This is a genomic window from Burkholderia territorii, from assembly GCF_001718335.1.
In the GTDB taxonomy this organism is placed as follows: Bacteria; Pseudomonadota; Gammaproteobacteria; order Burkholderiales; family Burkholderiaceae; genus Burkholderia; species Burkholderia territorii.
In genome coordinates this window covers 275,783-290,889 of the sequence record NZ_CP013366.1, presented here as the reverse complement: position 1 = coordinate 290,889, position 15,107 = coordinate 275,783, and the positions used below count along the sequence as shown (strand labels likewise).

12 protein-coding genes are annotated in these 15,107 nt (G+C 66.6%); 9 read left to right on the top strand and 3 right to left on the bottom strand.

Going from position 1 to position 15,107, the window contains the following annotated elements; all coding sequences use genetic code 11:
• The first annotated feature begins 5 nt into the window (after nt 1-5).
• From paaE to WS51_RS12015, 4 genes are all read left to right on the top strand, one after another.
• Nucleotides 6-1,094: a 1,2-phenylacetyl-CoA epoxidase subunit PaaE gene (gene paaE, locus WS51_RS12030; protein WP_069229253.1), complete on the top strand. Its 1,089-nt coding sequence runs from the start codon at nt 6-8 to the stop codon at nt 1,092-1,094.
• Between the two features lie 129 nt (nt 1,095-1,223).
• Nucleotides 1,224-2,039 carry a DUF1835 domain-containing protein gene (locus WS51_RS12025; protein ID WP_059505413.1) on the top strand — a complete coding sequence of 272 codons (816 nt, stop codon included), beginning with the start codon at nt 1,224-1,226 and terminating at the stop codon, nt 2,037-2,039.
• A 23-nt stretch (nt 2,040-2,062) separates the two neighbouring features.
• Nucleotides 2,063-2,668, top strand: coding sequence for a TetR/AcrR family transcriptional regulator (locus WS51_RS12020; RefSeq protein ID WP_059452683.1), 606 nt, complete (start codon nt 2,063-2,065; stop codon nt 2,666-2,668).
• Nucleotides 2,669-2,902: 234 nt separating this feature from the next.
• On the top strand, nt 2,903-3,550 hold the full coding sequence (locus WS51_RS12015) for a GNAT family N-acetyltransferase (protein ID WP_059452682.1): 648 nt from the start codon (nt 2,903-2,905) through the stop codon (nt 3,548-3,550).
• Nucleotides 3,551-3,617: 67 nt separating this feature from the next.
• Here WS51_RS12015 and WS51_RS12010 read toward each other — a convergent pair whose 3' ends face one another.
• Nucleotides 3,618-4,142 (bottom strand): Lrp/AsnC family transcriptional regulator, encoded by a 525-nt coding sequence (locus tag WS51_RS12010; RefSeq protein WP_011655746.1) that lies wholly within the window; start codon nt 4,140-4,142, stop codon nt 3,618-3,620.
• A gap of 213 nt (nt 4,143-4,355) precedes the next feature.
• On the opposite strand from WS51_RS12010, the gene hppD reads away from it, so the two are divergent.
• Nucleotides 4,356-5,453: a 4-hydroxyphenylpyruvate dioxygenase gene (hppD, locus tag WS51_RS12005; RefSeq protein WP_059546504.1), complete on the top strand. Its 1,098-nt coding sequence runs from the start codon at nt 4,356-4,358 to the stop codon at nt 5,451-5,453.
• Between the two features lie 150 nt (nt 5,454-5,603).
• On the opposite strand, the gene WS51_RS12000 is transcribed toward hppD, so the two are convergent.
• Entirely contained in the window at nt 5,604-5,798 is a 195-nt protein-coding gene (locus WS51_RS12000) for a hypothetical protein (protein ID WP_059452680.1), read from the bottom strand.
• A 319-nt stretch (nt 5,799-6,117) separates the two neighbouring features.
• On the opposite strand from WS51_RS12000, the gene WS51_RS11995 reads away from it, so the two are divergent.
• A complete protein-coding gene (locus tag WS51_RS11995) occupies nt 6,118-9,708 on the top strand; it encodes an indolepyruvate ferredoxin oxidoreductase family protein (RefSeq protein WP_069229252.1) in 3,591 nt (1,196 codons plus the stop codon).
• A gap of 140 nt (nt 9,709-9,848) precedes the next feature.
• Here the strand turns inward: WS51_RS11995 and WS51_RS11990 are convergent, their stop codons facing one another.
• Nucleotides 9,849-12,119, bottom strand: coding sequence for an NADP-dependent malic enzyme (locus tag WS51_RS11990; protein WP_059452678.1), 2,271 nt, complete (start codon nt 12,117-12,119; stop codon nt 9,849-9,851).
• A gap of 459 nt (nt 12,120-12,578) precedes the next feature.
• Between WS51_RS11990 and WS51_RS11985 the strand changes: the two genes are divergently transcribed.
• The 3 genes from WS51_RS11985 (at nt 12,579) to WS51_RS11975 (ending at nt 14,937) form a co-directional block, all read left to right on the top strand.
• Nucleotides 12,579-13,265 carry an orotate phosphoribosyltransferase gene (locus tag WS51_RS11985; RefSeq protein ID WP_006752465.1) on the top strand — a complete coding sequence of 229 codons (687 nt, stop codon included), beginning with the start codon at nt 12,579-12,581 and terminating at the stop codon, nt 13,263-13,265.
• Between the two features lie 240 nt (nt 13,266-13,505).
• A complete protein-coding gene (locus tag WS51_RS11980; protein WP_059452677.1) occupies nt 13,506-14,108 on the top strand; it encodes a YbhB/YbcL family Raf kinase inhibitor-like protein in 603 nt (200 codons plus the stop codon).
• A gap of 256 nt (nt 14,109-14,364) precedes the next feature.
• The gene (locus tag WS51_RS11975; protein ID WP_059452676.1) at nt 14,365-14,937 is read left to right on the top strand and encodes a flavodoxin family protein; all 573 of its coding nucleotides are present in this window, start codon (nt 14,365-14,367) and stop codon (nt 14,935-14,937) included.
• Nucleotides 14,938-15,107: the final 170 nt, after the last annotated feature.

The following is a 15,107-nucleotide window of genomic DNA, read 5'->3' as shown; positions in this document are numbered from 1 at the left end:
CTGATATGGCGACCCCGCAATTTCACTCGCTGCGTATCCGCGACGTGCGGCCCGAGACCGCCGACGCCGTCACCGTCTCCTTCGACGTGCCGCCGGAGCTGCGCGACGCGTACCGCTTCACGCAGGGCCAGTTCGTCACGCTGAAGACCCACATCGACGGCGAGGAAACGCGCCGCTCGTACTCGATCTGCGTCGGCACGACCGACTACGACCGCGACGGCGAACTGCGCATCGGCATCAAGCGCGTACGCGGCGGCCGTTTCTCGAACTTCGCGTTCGACACGCTGAAGCCGGGACATACGATCGACGTGATGACGCCGGACGGCCGCTTCTTCACGCACCTGAACGCCGATCACGGCAAACAGTACGTCGCGTTCTCGGGCGGCTCGGGCATCACGCCGGTGCTCGCGATCGTGAAGACGACGCTCGAACTGGAACCGCGCAGCACGTTCACGCTGATCTACGGCAACCGCAGCGTCGACGCGATCATGTTCGCCGAGGAGCTCGAGGACCTGAAGAACCGCTACATGAACCGCTTCGTCCTGTATCACGTGCTGTCGGACGACCAGCAGGACGTCGAGCTGTTCAACGGCGTGCTCGACCAGGCGAAATGCGCGGAATTCCTCGCCACGCTGACGCCGGCCGACGCGATCGACGAAGCGTTCATCTGCGGCCCCGCGCCGATGATGGACGCCGCCGAAGCCGCGCTGAAGGCGGCCGGCGTGCCGCAGGCGAAGGTGCATGTCGAGCGGTTCGGCACGCCGCTGCCGCAGGCGGGCGCGCCCGTCGTCGAAATTACCGAACAGACGCCGGCCGCCGATCTCGAGATCATGCTCGACGGCAAGAAGCGCAAGCTGCGCCTGCCGTACGAAGGCGTGAGCCTGCTCGACGTCGGCCTGCGCGCGGGCCTCGCGCTGCCGTATGCGTGCAAGGGCGGCGTGTGCTGCACGTGCCGTGCGAAGGTGCTCGAAGGCGAAGTCCGGATGGAGAAGAACTACACGCTCGAGGAGCGGGAAGTGCAGGACGGCTTCGTGCTCACGTGCCAGTGCCACCCGATCAGCGACAAGGTCGTCGTGAGCTTCGACGAGCGTTGAGCGGCGTCGCACCGGCGCGGCGCGCCGGTTTCTCGTCGTCACACATCTCGCTTACACTAGGGGCCGCCGGCCGGCTGGACGTCGCAACGTCCGCCGGTCCGGCGGTTTTCTTTTGTTGATGACAGGCCGATGAGTACCATTCACGTGATTCAGGGCGGCACCGCCGCCGCGTCGCTGCGCGAGGCCCTCGCGCAAGCCGGACGCGACGAGCGCGTCGTCGGATTGCTCGACGATCTCGCGGTCGGGCCGCTGAAGGGCGCCGACGAGACGCCCGACACGCGCGCCGCCTTCTGGCACCGCGTGCTCGGCGACCAGATTCCCGACTGGAACGCGGAGATCGAAGCTGAATTCGCCCGCCTCGAGCAGCTCGTGATGGATACGGACCAGGTGGTCGTCTGGCACGCACCGAGCGTCGGCGACAAACTGCTGTTGCGCCGCGTCGCCTATCACCTGCGCAACGTGCCGCAACGGCTGAACGAGGTGCGGTTGTCGGCCGCTGACCTCGACGCCGCGCAGCGCGCGGCGCTGACCCGCGCCGACCAGGCGTGTTCGACCGGCATGTTCTCGCCCGCGGCGCTCGCCCGCAAACGGCCGATGGCCGCGCCGGTCTCGGTGCTGCGCATCGGTCGCCTCGCGCTCGAATGGCAGGAGGCGAAACACCTGAACGCCGAGCTGCGCTACTGGGTCAGCAACACGATCAAGAGCGGCCATTACGCGGACCTCGACGCGCTGATCGTCGCGCATGCGAAACCCGGCTGGCAGCCCGCGCGACGCGTCGTCGGCGGCATCATGGCCGGCGCCGATCGCGGCGGGCTGTTCGTCAGCGACTCCATCGCCTGGTGGCGCTGCCGCGAACTCGCGGCTGCCGGCCGGCTCGAGTTGCAGGACGATGCGCCGGCCGCCCTTTCTTCCACGCAGATGCGCGCGGCAGCCGCGCCGCACTGACGCTACAACTTTCGCATTCGACCATGGCCCGTACCCGAGCGCCCGACCACGAATCCCAGCGCGAGCAGATCCTCGATCTCGCCGCCGAAAAATTCGCGCAGACGAGCTATCCGAGCACGTCGATGTCCGATCTCGCAACCGCGAGCGGCACGTCGAAGGCACGTCTGTATCACTATTACGAGAGCAAGGAAGCGATCCTGTTCGACCTGCTCGACCGCTACACGAAGCGGTTGATGCTGATCATCGCCGAGGTCGAAGGCGCGAGCCAGCGGCGCGGCCTCAGCGAGCGCGACGCGTTCGCCGAACTGGTGCGCGCGTTCCTCGCCGAGTACGAGACGTCGCACAGTCGCCATGTCGCGCTGCTCAACGACGTGAAGTATCTGGAGGATGCACAGCGCGAAATCATCCTCGACCGCCAGCGCGACATCGTCGCGGCATTCGCGCGCCAGCTCGCGCGCGCGTATCCGGACCGGATCTCGAAGGAAAACCAGACGTCGGTCACGATGATGGTGTTCGGGATGATCAACTGGACGTTCACATGGCTCAAGCCGGGCGGCCGCCTCGGCTACCGCGACTTCGCCGAACAGGTGATCGACCTGATGGAACACGGGCTGTCCGCGGGCCGTTGATTGCCGCGCAGCAGCATGCGTTGCGTGGCCGGCACACTGCGACTGGCGGCCGCGCATTTCATATGATGAATTTTAAATCCGTTAAAAATCAAATAGATACAGGATTAACTAAGCGGATTTAGAATTCCTCCTCAGCACAAATAACGTCAAATACGGGTTTTCCCCAACCCCGCTCGGGTAAAATGCGCTGCATTGCACAAGCAGTTGGTGCAGCCACACACTGAGGAACCCACGATGAACACGCAACCCAACCGCCGTGCCGATGCTGTCGCGCACGCCGGGACTGCGCCGGTTCTCGTCAGGGAACTGGCTTCCAAAGACCGTGAGCAAATGCTCACCCACTTTCTCTCGCTCAACGAAGAGGATCGCCTGCTGCGCTTCGGCCAGATGGTGCCCGACCACGTGATCGAGAACTATGTCCGTACGATCGACTTCGGTCGCGACACGGTATTCGGCGTGTTCGACCATGCGCTCGAGCTGATCGGCGTCGGCCATCTGGCGTATCTGCCGGCCGAAGGCGACAAGCGGACGGCCGAATTCGGCGTGTCGGTGCTCGAAAGCGCGCGCGGCCGCGGCGTCGGCTCGAAACTGTTCGAGCGCGCGGCGATCCGCAGCCGCAACACCCGCGTGACGATGCTGTACATGCATTGCCTGTCGCGCAACGCGACGATGATGCACATCGCGAAGAAGTCCGGGATGCGCATCGAATATGCATACGGCGAAGCCGATGCGTACCTGTCGCTGCCGCCGGCCGACCACTCGACGATCCTCGCCGAGATGCTGCAGGAACAGGCCGCGGTATTCGACTATGCGCTCAAGCGCCAGGCGCACCGCACGTCGAAGTTCATCGCATCGCTGATGCCCGCCGCGCTGACGGCGTAACATCGGCCGACCGGGTTGCCCCGCGGGGCAGCCCGCCCTCCCTTCCCCTGCCTCCCCGCGCCACGCGCTAACGCACCGACCGGATCGGCAACGCCGTCGTCTCCTTGAAGCACTCGAGCGAGAAGCTCGTCTTCACGTCGATCACCGACGGATGGTGCAGCAGATGCTCCTGCACGAAGCGGGAGAAGTGCGCCATATCCTCGACCTGCACGCGCAGCAGGTAATCCATGTCGCCCGTCATCGCATGGCACGCGACCACTTCCGGCCAGGTCTGCACGGCCGCGCGGAACAGCTCCGCGTGGGTCGCACCGGCGCGCGCCGACGTCTCGTCGGCACGGACCGGCGCGAGGCCGCCGCGCTTCTCGAGCCGCACGCTCACGTACGCGAGCAGGTCGAGGCCGAGCTTCTGCGGATCGAGCAGCGCGACGTAGCCGGTGATCACGCCGATCTCCTCGAGCCGGCGGATCCGCCGCAGGCACGGGCTCGGCGACAGGTTCACGCGCTCGGCGATCTCCTGGTTCGACAGGCGGCCGTTCTCCTGAAGAATCGCGAGAATCCGCCGGTCGATGGCATCCAATTCGGCTTGCGCCATCTTCTGCCCTCCAATGATGGTTCTGAGACTGGAAATTGCGCCATCGTAGGCATGGACGATTAACTTCGCAAGTTTCCGCTCGCGCTCGCCCGCTACACTCTGTCGCACGTACCGATTCGCGGCGTACGCCGATGCGCGCGCCGCGTTCGACATCGAACCGGGCCGCGCACGCGCACGTCGCGCCGGCCGATCGCCCCGCACAGGAGACACGACATGCAGATCCCCAACTGGGACAACCCCGTCGGCACCGACGGCTTCGAATTCATCGAATACACCGCTCCGGATCCGAAAGCGCTCGGACAACTGTTCGAACGGATGGGTTTCACCGCGATCGCGCGCCATCGCCACAAGGACGTGACGGTCTACCGCCAGGGCGACATCAACTTCATCATCAACGCCGAACCCGATTCGTTCGCGCAACGCTTCGCGCGCCTGCACGGCCCGTCGATCTGCGCGATCGCGTTCCGCGTGCAGGACGCCGCGAAGGCATACAAGCACGCGCTGGAACTCGGCGCCTGGGGTTTCGACAACAAGACGGGCCCGATGGAGCTGAACATCCCGGCGATCAAGGGCATTGGCGATTCGCTGATCTACTTCGTCGACCGCTGGCGCGGCAAGAACGGCGCGCAGCCGGGCGCGATCGGCGACATCAGCATCTACGACGTCGATTTCGAGCCGATCGCCGGCGCGAACCCGAACCCGGTCGGCCATGGCCTCACCTACATCGACCACCTGACGCATAACGTGCATCGCGGCCGCATGCAGGAATGGGCCGAGTTCTACGAGCGGCTGTTCAACTTCCGCGAAGTGCGCTACTTCGACATCGAAGGCAAGGTGACGGGCGTGAAGTCGAAGGCGATGACGTCGCCGTGCGGCAAGATCCGGATCCCGATCAACGAGGAAGGCTCGGACACGGCCGGCCAGATCCAGGAATACCTCGACGCGTACCACGGCGAAGGCATCCAGCACATCGCGCTCGGCACGAACGACATCTACGGCGCGGTCGACGGCCTGCGCGACAAGGGCGTGAAGCTGCTCGACACGATCGACACGTATTACGAGCTGGTCGACCGCCGCGTGCCGAACCACGGCGAATCGCTGGAAGAACTGAAGAAGCGCAAGATCCTGATCGACGGCGCCCGTGACGACCTGCTGCTGCAGATCTTCACCGAGAACCAGATCGGCCCGATCTTCTTCGAGATCATCCAGCGCAAGGGCAACCAGGGCTTCGGCGAAGGCAACTTCAAGGCGCTGTTCGAATCGATCGAACTCGACCAGATCCGCCGCGGCGTGGTCCAGGACAAGGCCTGACGCTGACGGACGGCCGCGCAGCGGCCGGCAGACGGCGCCCGGGTCGGAACGAGCGCCGGCGGCACATGAAAAAAGGGCGGGAATCCTGCGATTCCCGCCCTTTTGGCGTTTTGCATCGTTGCGGCGCGGCCCGGCGGCCGCGCGAACGGATCAACGCACGTTCGCCTTCGACACGACGACGCGTGCGGCCGCCGGTTGCGCGTCGGCGTCCTGGGCCGGCGCGATCTGGCGCATCTGCGCGCCGGCTGCCGCCAGTGCGCTCGCGCCTTGCGCGTGCACCGGGCCGGTCATCGCGAAAAACGCGGCGGACACGATCAGGAAACTCTGGATATGACGTGTGTTCATTGCACCTCCTTTAAAACTGCCGGCGCCTCCCCGGTTGCGTCGAAACGGGCCGACGCGGCCGGGCACCTCCGGCAGGCCGACAAGATTAACGGCATTTGTACGAAGATGGAGCCGGCTTTACATGCTTTTACATGATGTAACGCATTGACCCGCGGGATTTCGTCGCCGCGTCGCTGCGTGTCGAACGATGGGCGGCGGGTTTATCCCAGTGCTACCATCACTCAAAACCGGCCAATATGCCGGCCACTGCCGACACGTCCACAAGACGTCGACGCAATCGAAGTTTTGGTGATCCCAAACTGGGTGGAGGAGACAGTTAATGAATGCCCCGCTAGACGCAGACCAACGCGCGTCGCTCGAAGCCGCGCTGAAGTCCGTCACGCTTGACGACAAATACACGCTCGAACGCGGCCGCGCGTACATGAGCGGCATCCAGGCGCTCGTGCGGCTGCCGATGCTCCAGCAGGAACGCGACCGCGCCGCCGGCCTCAACACGGCCGGCTTCATTTCGGGCTATCGCGGCTCGCCGCTCGGCGGCCTCGACCTGTCGCTGTGGAAGGCCAAGCAGCACCTCGCCGCCCATCAGATCGTCTTCCAGCCCGGTCTCAACGAAGATCTCGCCGCCACCGCCGTGTGGGGGTCGCAACAGGTGAACCTGTATCCCGGCGCGAAATACGACGGTGTGTTCGGCATGTGGTACGGCAAGGGCCCGGGCGTCGACCGCACCGGCGACGTCTTCAAGCACGCGAACTCGGCCGGTTCGTCGAAGCACGGCGGCGTGCTCGTGCTCGCCGGCGACGACCACGCGGCGAAATCGTCGACCCTCGCGCACCAGTCCGAACACATCTTCAAGGCCTGCGGGCTGCCGGTGCTGTTCCCGTCGAACGTGCAGGAATATCTCGACTTCGGCCTGCACGGCTGGGCGATGAGCCGCTACTCGGGCCTGTGGGTGGCCCTCAAGTGCGTGACGGACGTGGTCGAATCGTCGGCATCGGTCGACATCGACCCGCATCGCACCGAGATCGTGCTGCCGACCGACTTCATCCTCCCCGAAGGCGGCCTGAACATCCGCTGGCCGGATCCGCCGCTCGTCCAGGAAGCGCGGCTGCTCGATTACAAGTGGTACGCGGCGCTCGCCTATGCGCGCGCGAACAAGCTCGACCGGATCGAGATCGACTCGCCGAATGCGCGCTTCGGGATCATGACGGGCGGCAAGGCCTACCTCGACGTGCGCCAGGCGCTGACGGACCTCGGCCTCGACGACGAAACCTGCGCGCGGATCGGCATCCGCCTGTACAAGGTCGGCTGCGTGTGGCCGCTCGAGGCGCAGGGCGCGCAGGCATTCGCGCGCGGCCTCGACGAAATCCTGGTCGTCGAGGAAAAGCGCCAGATCCTCGAATACGCGATCAAGGAAGAACTGTACAACTGGCCCGATGCGCAGCGCCCGCGCGTATTCGGCAAGTTCGACGAGAAGGACGGCGCCGGCGGCGAATGGTCGGTGCCGATGGGCAACTGGCTGCTGCCCGCGCACTACGAACTGTCGCCCGCGATCATCGCGAAGGCGATCGCGACGCGCCTCGAGAAGTTCGAGCTGCCGTCCGACGTGCGCGCGCGCATCGCCGCGCGGCTCGCGGTGATCAACGCGAAGGAAATGGCACTCGCGAAGCCGCACGTGCAGACCGAGCGCAAGCCGTGGTTCTGCTCGGGCTGCCCGCACAACACGTCGACCAACGTGCCGGAAGGCTCGCGCGCGATCGCCGGGATCGGCTGCCACTACATGACGGTGTGGATGGACCGCAACACGAGCACCTTCAGCCAGATGGGCGGCGAAGGCGTGCCGTGGATCGGCCAGGCGCCGTTCACGGACGAAAAGCACGTGTTCGCGAACCTCGGCGACGGCACCTATTTCCACTCGGGCCTGCTGGCGGTGCGCGCGGCGATCTCGTCGAAGGCGAACATCACCTACAAGATCCTCTACAACGACGCGGTCGCGATGACCGGCGGCCAGCCGGTCGACGGCGTGCTGACGGTGCCGCAGATCACCCACCAGCTCGCGTCCGAAGGCGCGAAGAAGATCGTGATCGTCACCGACGAACCGGAGAAGTACGACAGCCAGAAGGCGCTGCTCGCGCCGGGCGTGACGATCCATCACCGCGACCAGCTCGACGACGTGCAGCGCGAGCTGCGCGAGATCGAAGGCACGACGATCCTGATCTACGACCAGACCTGCGCGACCGAGAAGCGCCGCCGCCGCAAGCGCGGCACGTATCCGGACCCGGCCAAGCGTGTCGTGATCAACGACGCGGTGTGCGAAGGCTGCGGCGACTGCTCGGTGAAGTCAAACTGCCTGTCGGTCGAGCCGCTCGAAACCGAATTCGGCACGAAGCGCCAGATCAACCAGTCGAGCTGCAACAAGGACTTCTCGTGCGTGAAGGGCTTCTGCCCGAGCTTCGTCACGGTCGAAGGCGGCCAGCTGAAGAAGCCGAAGGCCGTGTCGGTGGACGGCGGCGCGCTGCCGCCGATTCCGGAGCCGACGCTGCCGGCGATCGACCGTGCATACGGCGTGCTGGTCACCGGCGTGGGCGGCACGGGCGTCGTCACGATCGGCGCGCTGCTCGGGATGGCCGCGCACCTGGAGAACAAGGGCGTGACCGTGCTCGACGTGACGGGCCTCGCGCAAAAGGGCGGCGCGGTGATGAGCCACGTGCAGATCTCGCACGCGCCGACCGACATCCACGCGACGCGAATCGCGATGGGCGAAGCCGACCTCGTGATCGGCTGCGACGCGATCGTCACGGCCGGCGACGAATGCACGTCGCGGATGCGGCACGATACGACGCGCGTGGTCGTCAACAGCGCGCAGACGCCGACCGCCGAATTCATCAAGAACCCGAACTGGGCGTTCCCGGGTCTGTCCGCCGAGAACGACATCCGCGCGGCGGCGGGCGCGGCCGTCGACTTCATCGACGCGAACCGCTTCGCGGTCGCGCTGCTCGGCGATGCGATCTACACGAACCCGTTCGTGCTCGGCTACGCGTGGCAGAAGGGCTGGCTGCCGCTCACGCTCGCGTCGCTCGAACGCGCGATCGAGCTGAACGCGGTGTCGGTCGAGAAGAACCGCGCGGCGTTCGACTGGGGCCGCCGCGCGGCGCATGACCTCGCGAGCGTGAAGCAGGCCGCGGCCGGCGACGCACGGCCCGCGCAGGGCGCAACGGTGATCTCGCTGCACACGAAGAAGGCGGTCGATGCGTTGATCGCGAAGCGCGTGGACTTCCTCACCGCGTACCAGAATGCCGCGTATGCATCGCGCTATGCCGCCTTCGTCGACAAGGTGCGGGCAGCCGAGCGCGCGCTGGCGGACGGCGATGCGGCGCAGGAACCGCTGACCGAAGCGGTCGCGCGCAACCTGTTCAAGCTGATGGCGTACAAGGACGAATACGAGGTCGCGCGGCTGCAGTCCGATCCGGCGTTTCTCGCGCGCCTGTCGTCGCAGTTCGAAGGCGACTGGAAACTGAAGTTCCACCTTGCGCCGCCGCTGTTCGCGAAGAAGGACGCGCACGGCCATCTCGTGAAGAAGGCGTACGGCCCGTGGATGATGTCGGCGTTCCGCTTGCTCGCGAAGGCGAAGTTCCTGCGCGGCACGGGCCTCGACCCGTTCGGCCGCACCGAGGAGCGCCGCACCGAGCGCGCGCTGATCGGCGAGTACGAAGCGCTGATCGACGAAGTGCTGGCCAGGCTGAACGCGGCCAACCGCCCGCTCGCGCTCGAACTCGCGGCGCTGCCGGACGGCATTCGCGGCTACGGCCACGTGAAGGAGAACAACCTGCGCGCGGTTCGCCAGAAGTGGAACTCGCTGCTCGCGAAGTGGCGCTCGCCGACGGGCGGGCAGTCGCACCAGCAGGTCGCGTAACGGCGCGCGGCGGGCGTTCGCGGGTGCGACGCTCGCCGGCGCGCACCCGGCGGTTCACAAAAAAAACGCCACGGAACGCAGGGTTCCGTGGCGTTTTTGTTTGCGCCGCGCGTGAAGCGCGGCACACGCGCATCGCGAACTTACTTCGTGTTCGCGTTCGCGGCGGCTACCGCCGTCATGTTGATGATCCGGCGCACGGTCGCCGCCGGCGTCAGGATGTGGACCGGCTTCGCCGCGCCGAGCAGCAGCGGGCCGACCGTCACGCCTTCGCCGCCGACCATCTTCAGCAGGTTGTACGCGATGTTCGCCGCTTCGACGTTCGGCATGATCAGCAGGTTCGCTTCGCCCGACAGCGTCGTGCCCGGGAATGCGGCCTTGCGGACCGCTTCCGACAGCGCCGCGTCGCCGTGCATTTCGCCGTCGACCTCGAGGTTCGGCGCACGCTCGCTGATCAGCTTGCGCGCTTCGGCCATGCGGCGCGACGACGCCGACGGCGCGCTGCCGAAGTTCGAGTTCGACAGCAGCGCGGCCTTCGGCACGATGCCGAAGCGCTCGATCTCGGCGGCTGCCTGGATCGTCATGTCGGCGAGCTGTTCGGCGCTCGGCAGCTCGTTCACGTACGTGTCGCACAGGAACAGGTTGCGGCCCGGCAGCATCAGGAGGTTCATCGCCGCGAAATGCTCGGCGCCCTTCGCACGGCCGAGCACCTGCTCGATGAACTTCAGGTGCGTGTGGTACGTGTCGATCATCCCGCAGATCATCCCGTCCGCATCGCCCAGGTGCACGAGCATCGCGCCGATCAGCGTGTTGAACTTGCGCAGCGCGGCCTTCGCGACTTCCGGCGTCACGCCGTCGCGCGCGCCGATCTCGTGGTACGCCTGCCAGTAGCGGTGGTAGCGCGTGTCGTCTTCCGGATTCACGATCTCGAAATCGACGCCGGCCTTCAGCTTCGAGCCGATCTTCGCGAGGCGCATCTCGACGACCGACGGACGGCCGACGATGATCGGCTTCGCGATCTTTTCCAGCAGCACGAACTGCGCGGCGCGCAGCACGCGCTCGTCCTCGCCCTCGGCGAACACGATGCGCGCCTGCTTCTTCTTCGCGGTCGCGAACACCGGGCGCATCACCATGCCGGTACGGTAGACGGTCGCGCCGAGCTGCTCGCGGTATGCGTCCATGTCCTGGATCGGGCGCGTGGCGACGCCCGAATCCATCGCGGCCTGCGCGACGGCCGGCGCGATCTTGATGATCAGGCGCGGGTCGAACGGCTTCGGAATCAGGTACTCCGGCCCGAACTCGAGCGAGTGGCCTTCATACGCCTTCGCGACTTCCTCGCTCTGGTCGGTTTCCTCGGCCAGCTCGGCGATCGCGCGCACGCACGCGAGCTTCATTTCTTCCGTGATCGTCGTCGCGCCGACGTCGAGCGCGCCGCGGAAGATGAACGGGAAGCACAGCACGTTGTTGACCTGGTTCGGGTAGTCCGAACGGCCGGTCGCGACGATCGCGTCCGGGCGCACGGCCTTCGCGTCTTCCGGGCGGATTTCCGGTTCCGGGTTCGCGAGCGCCAGGATCAGCGGGCGCTCGCCCATCGTCTTGACCATGTCCTGCTTCAGCACGCCCGCGCTCGAGCAGCCGAGGAACACGTCCGCGCCGACGATCGCGTCGGCGAGCGTGCGCGCGTCGGTGGTCGCCGCGTAGCGCTGCTTCGACGGGTCGAGGTTGCCGCGCCCTTCGTAGATCACGCCCTTCGAATCGGCGACCAGGATGTTCGACTTCGTGAGGCCCAGGTTCACCAGCAGGTCCAGGCACGCGATCGCCGCCGCGCCCGCGCCCGAGCACACGAGCTTCACTTCGGACAGCTTCTTGCCGACCACCTTCAGGCCGTTCAGGATCGCGGCCGACGCGATGATCGCGGTGCCGTGCTGGTCGTCGTGGAAGACGGGGATCTTCATGCGCTCGCGCAGCTTCTGCTCGATGTAGAAGCATTCCGGCGCCTTGATGTCCTCGAGGTTGATGCCGCCGAGCGTCGGCTCGAGCATCGCGATCGCCTCGACCAGCTTGTCGGGGTCGGACTCCGACAGTTCGATGTCGAACACGTCGATACCCGCGAACTTCTTGAACAGGCAGCCCTTGCCTTCCATCACCGGCTTCGCGGCCAGCGGGCCGATGTTGCCGAGGCCCAGCACGGCCGTGCCGTTCGTGATGACGCCGACGAGGTTGCCGCGCGACGTGTACTTCTGCGCGTCGAGCGGATCGGCGTGGATCGCCTCGCACGCGGCGGCGACGCCCGGCGAGTATGCGAGCGACAGATCGAGCTGGTTCGACAGCGGCTTGGTCGGGGTGACCGAAATCTTGCCGGGTTTCGGGTTCAGGTGATAAGCGAGAGCGGCCTGCTTCAGTTGTTCGTCCATGATTGACCTGCGAGAGACATGCGAAATTTTGACGGTTCAGTACACAGCACCTTGGGCCGCGTCTGCTTGAATCGAAGGGGTGGTCGACTGCGAGACGGCACGCAGCGCGCCGGGTCGGCACGCCATCGAACCTTGGCGGATGGCAAGAGGAAAGTACAAAGTACTGAACGATTTCTAAGGGTCGCCTAGTGTACACCCCCTAAATGGCCTTCGTTGGTGCAGCGCCGCATCCTCCGCATCAGCGGCGCATGGTCGCGCCCCGCTTGTTTCGCCGGTGGTGAGCCGCGCGCCGAACCTGCGCGATTTCCGCCGAAAACCGGCCTGAATCGGGTAAAATAGCCGGCTACGCGCGCAGCGATGCGATTGGCCCGCCGATCGCACCCCGGCCCCTCGGGCAGGTTCCCCTTGCTGCGCCACCGGGCCCGCGCCCGCTCTTCGCTCATCACCCAAGGAATGCCCATGACAGGCTACGATCGTCAGTCGATCTCGGATACGACCGCCAAAATCCTGCTCGAAGTGCAGGCGGTGCACTTCAATGCCGAAAAACCGTTCATCTTCACGTCCGGCTGGGCAAGCCCCGTCTACATCGACTGCCGCAAGCTGATCTCGTATCCGCGCGTGCGCCGCGCGCTGATGGAGATGGCGGAAACGACGATCATGCGCGATGTCGGCTTCGAGCAGATCGACTCGGTGGCGGGTGGCGAGACGGCCGGCATCCCGTTCGCGGCATGGCTCGCGGACCGGATGATGGTGCCGATGCAGTACGTGCGCAAGAAGCCGAAGGGTTTCGGCCGCAACGCGCAGATCGAGGGCCATCTGGAAGAAGGCTCGCGCGTGCTGCTGGTGGAAGACCTGACGACCGACAGCCGCAGCAAGATCAACTTCGTCAATGCGCTGCGCACCGCGGGCGCGACGGTGAACCACTGCTTCGTGCTGTTCCACTACAACATCTTCAAGGAAAGCGTGTCGGTCCTGAAGGACATCGACGTCGACCTGCACGCGCTGGCGACCTGGTGGGACGTGCTGCGCGTCGCGAAGGCGTCGGGCTACTTCGAGACCAAGACGCTCGACGAAGTCGAGAAGTTCCTGCACGCGCCGGCCGAGTGGTCGGCCGCGCACGGCGGCGCGACGGCCCCGAAGGAATAATGCCGAGCCGGCACGCAGCCGGCACCCTGGCCAAAGAAAACCGCTCGCCTGACCGCGAGCGGTTTTTTTTCGTCCGCCGATCCGCGCCGGGGGCCGGCCCGAATCGCGGGCCCACGCGTGCATCGCTCATCGAACCCTAATGCTAGACTTGATCCATCGCCGCCATCAGCTGCGCAGGCAACACACAACGCCAACAATGCCGGGAGCATCGACCGGCCCACGTGACGGGAGAAGCGCCATATGCGTGTGGATCGCCGGATCTCTTCGCCTGCGTCCCCGGGTCGCCCTTCGCCGTTCATCGCCGCCCTTGCCTGCGCCGCCGCGTGCGTCGCGTTCGCCGTCCCGCCCGCGCGCGCGGAAGGCCCGTTCACGCTGTCGAGCAACGATCTGACGCCCGGCGGGCGCGTCGGCGCCGCGAACGTGTTCGACCGCGGCGACTGCAAGGGCGAGAACCGTTCGCCGCAGCTCAGCTGGCGCAACCCGCCGCCCGGCACGCGCGGCTACGCGATCACGATCTTCGATCCCGATGCGCCAGGGCACGGCTGGTGGCACTGGGCCGTCGCCACCATTCCCGCGAGCGTCACGAGCCTGCCGGCCGACGCGAGCGCGTCGGGCTTCCTGCGCCGGATCGGCGCGAGCGAGGCGCGCAACGACTTCGGAATCGACGGCTACGGCGGCCCGTGCCCGCCGCCCGGCAAGCCGCATCGCTACGTGATCACCGTCTATGCGCTGAAGGGCACGGAGCTGCGCGTCGCGCAAGGGCGCCCCGCACCGATGTTCGAACACGAGATCGGCACGCTGGCGATCGGCACCGCACGGCTCACGGTCACGTACGGACAGTAAGCGCTCGTGCGCTGCCGCCTGCTCCCGTTGCGCCCGTTGCGCCCGTTACTCCCGTTGCGCGTGCCTGCGTGCCGCGATCGCCCGCGCGCGAGTTTGCGCGTGCTGCCTGCATGCTTTTCTCCCGTCATTTCGGCTTGCTAGACTCGGCGGCACCGGTCGCGGCATCCCGCCGCGCATCCGTCGCGCCGCCCGACCGCGGCGCGTGACGCGGCAGGCCGCGGCGCCCGCCGTGTCGCCCTCTTCCGGAGAACGCTTCATGTCGAATATCGTCATCGTCTATCACAGCGGCTACGGTCACACGCAGAAACTCGCCGAGGCCGTCCATACCGGCGCGCAGGACGCCGGTGCCACCGCACGCCTGATCGCCGTCGGCGAACTGGACGACGCAGGCTGGGCCGCGCTCGACGCGGCGGACGCGATCGTCTTCGGCGCGCCGACCTACATGGGCGGCCCGTCCGCGCAGTTCAAGCAGTTCGCCGACGCCACGTCGAAACCGTGGTTCACGCAGAAATGGAAGGACAAGATCGCCGCGGGTTTCACGAACTCCGCGACGATGAACGGCGACAAGTTCTCGACGATTCAGTATTTCGTCACGCTGGCGATGCAACATGGGATGGTGTGGGTCGGCACGGGCATGATGCCGGCCAACTCGAAGGCGGCCACGCGCAACGACATCAACTACGTCGGCGGCTTCACGGGCCTGCTCGCGCAGTCGCCGGCGGATGCGACGCCCGACGAGGGCCCGCTGCCCGGCGACCTCGAGACCGCGAAGGCGTTCGGCCGGCGCGTCGCCGAAGCGACTGCCCGCTGGCTGGCCGGCGGCCGCTGAACGTGCCCGCGAGCCCGCCCGCTCGCCACTGGTCGCGCGGCGATGCGGTGCCGGCTCGCATCAAAGGGACACAAGACGGCCCGCGGGCCGTCTTTTTTCGCCCCGCGCGGTGCAGGCCCGCCGGATGACGTCTTAAAATGGCGGTTTCAGGGCGCCGCGGCTCCCGTGTC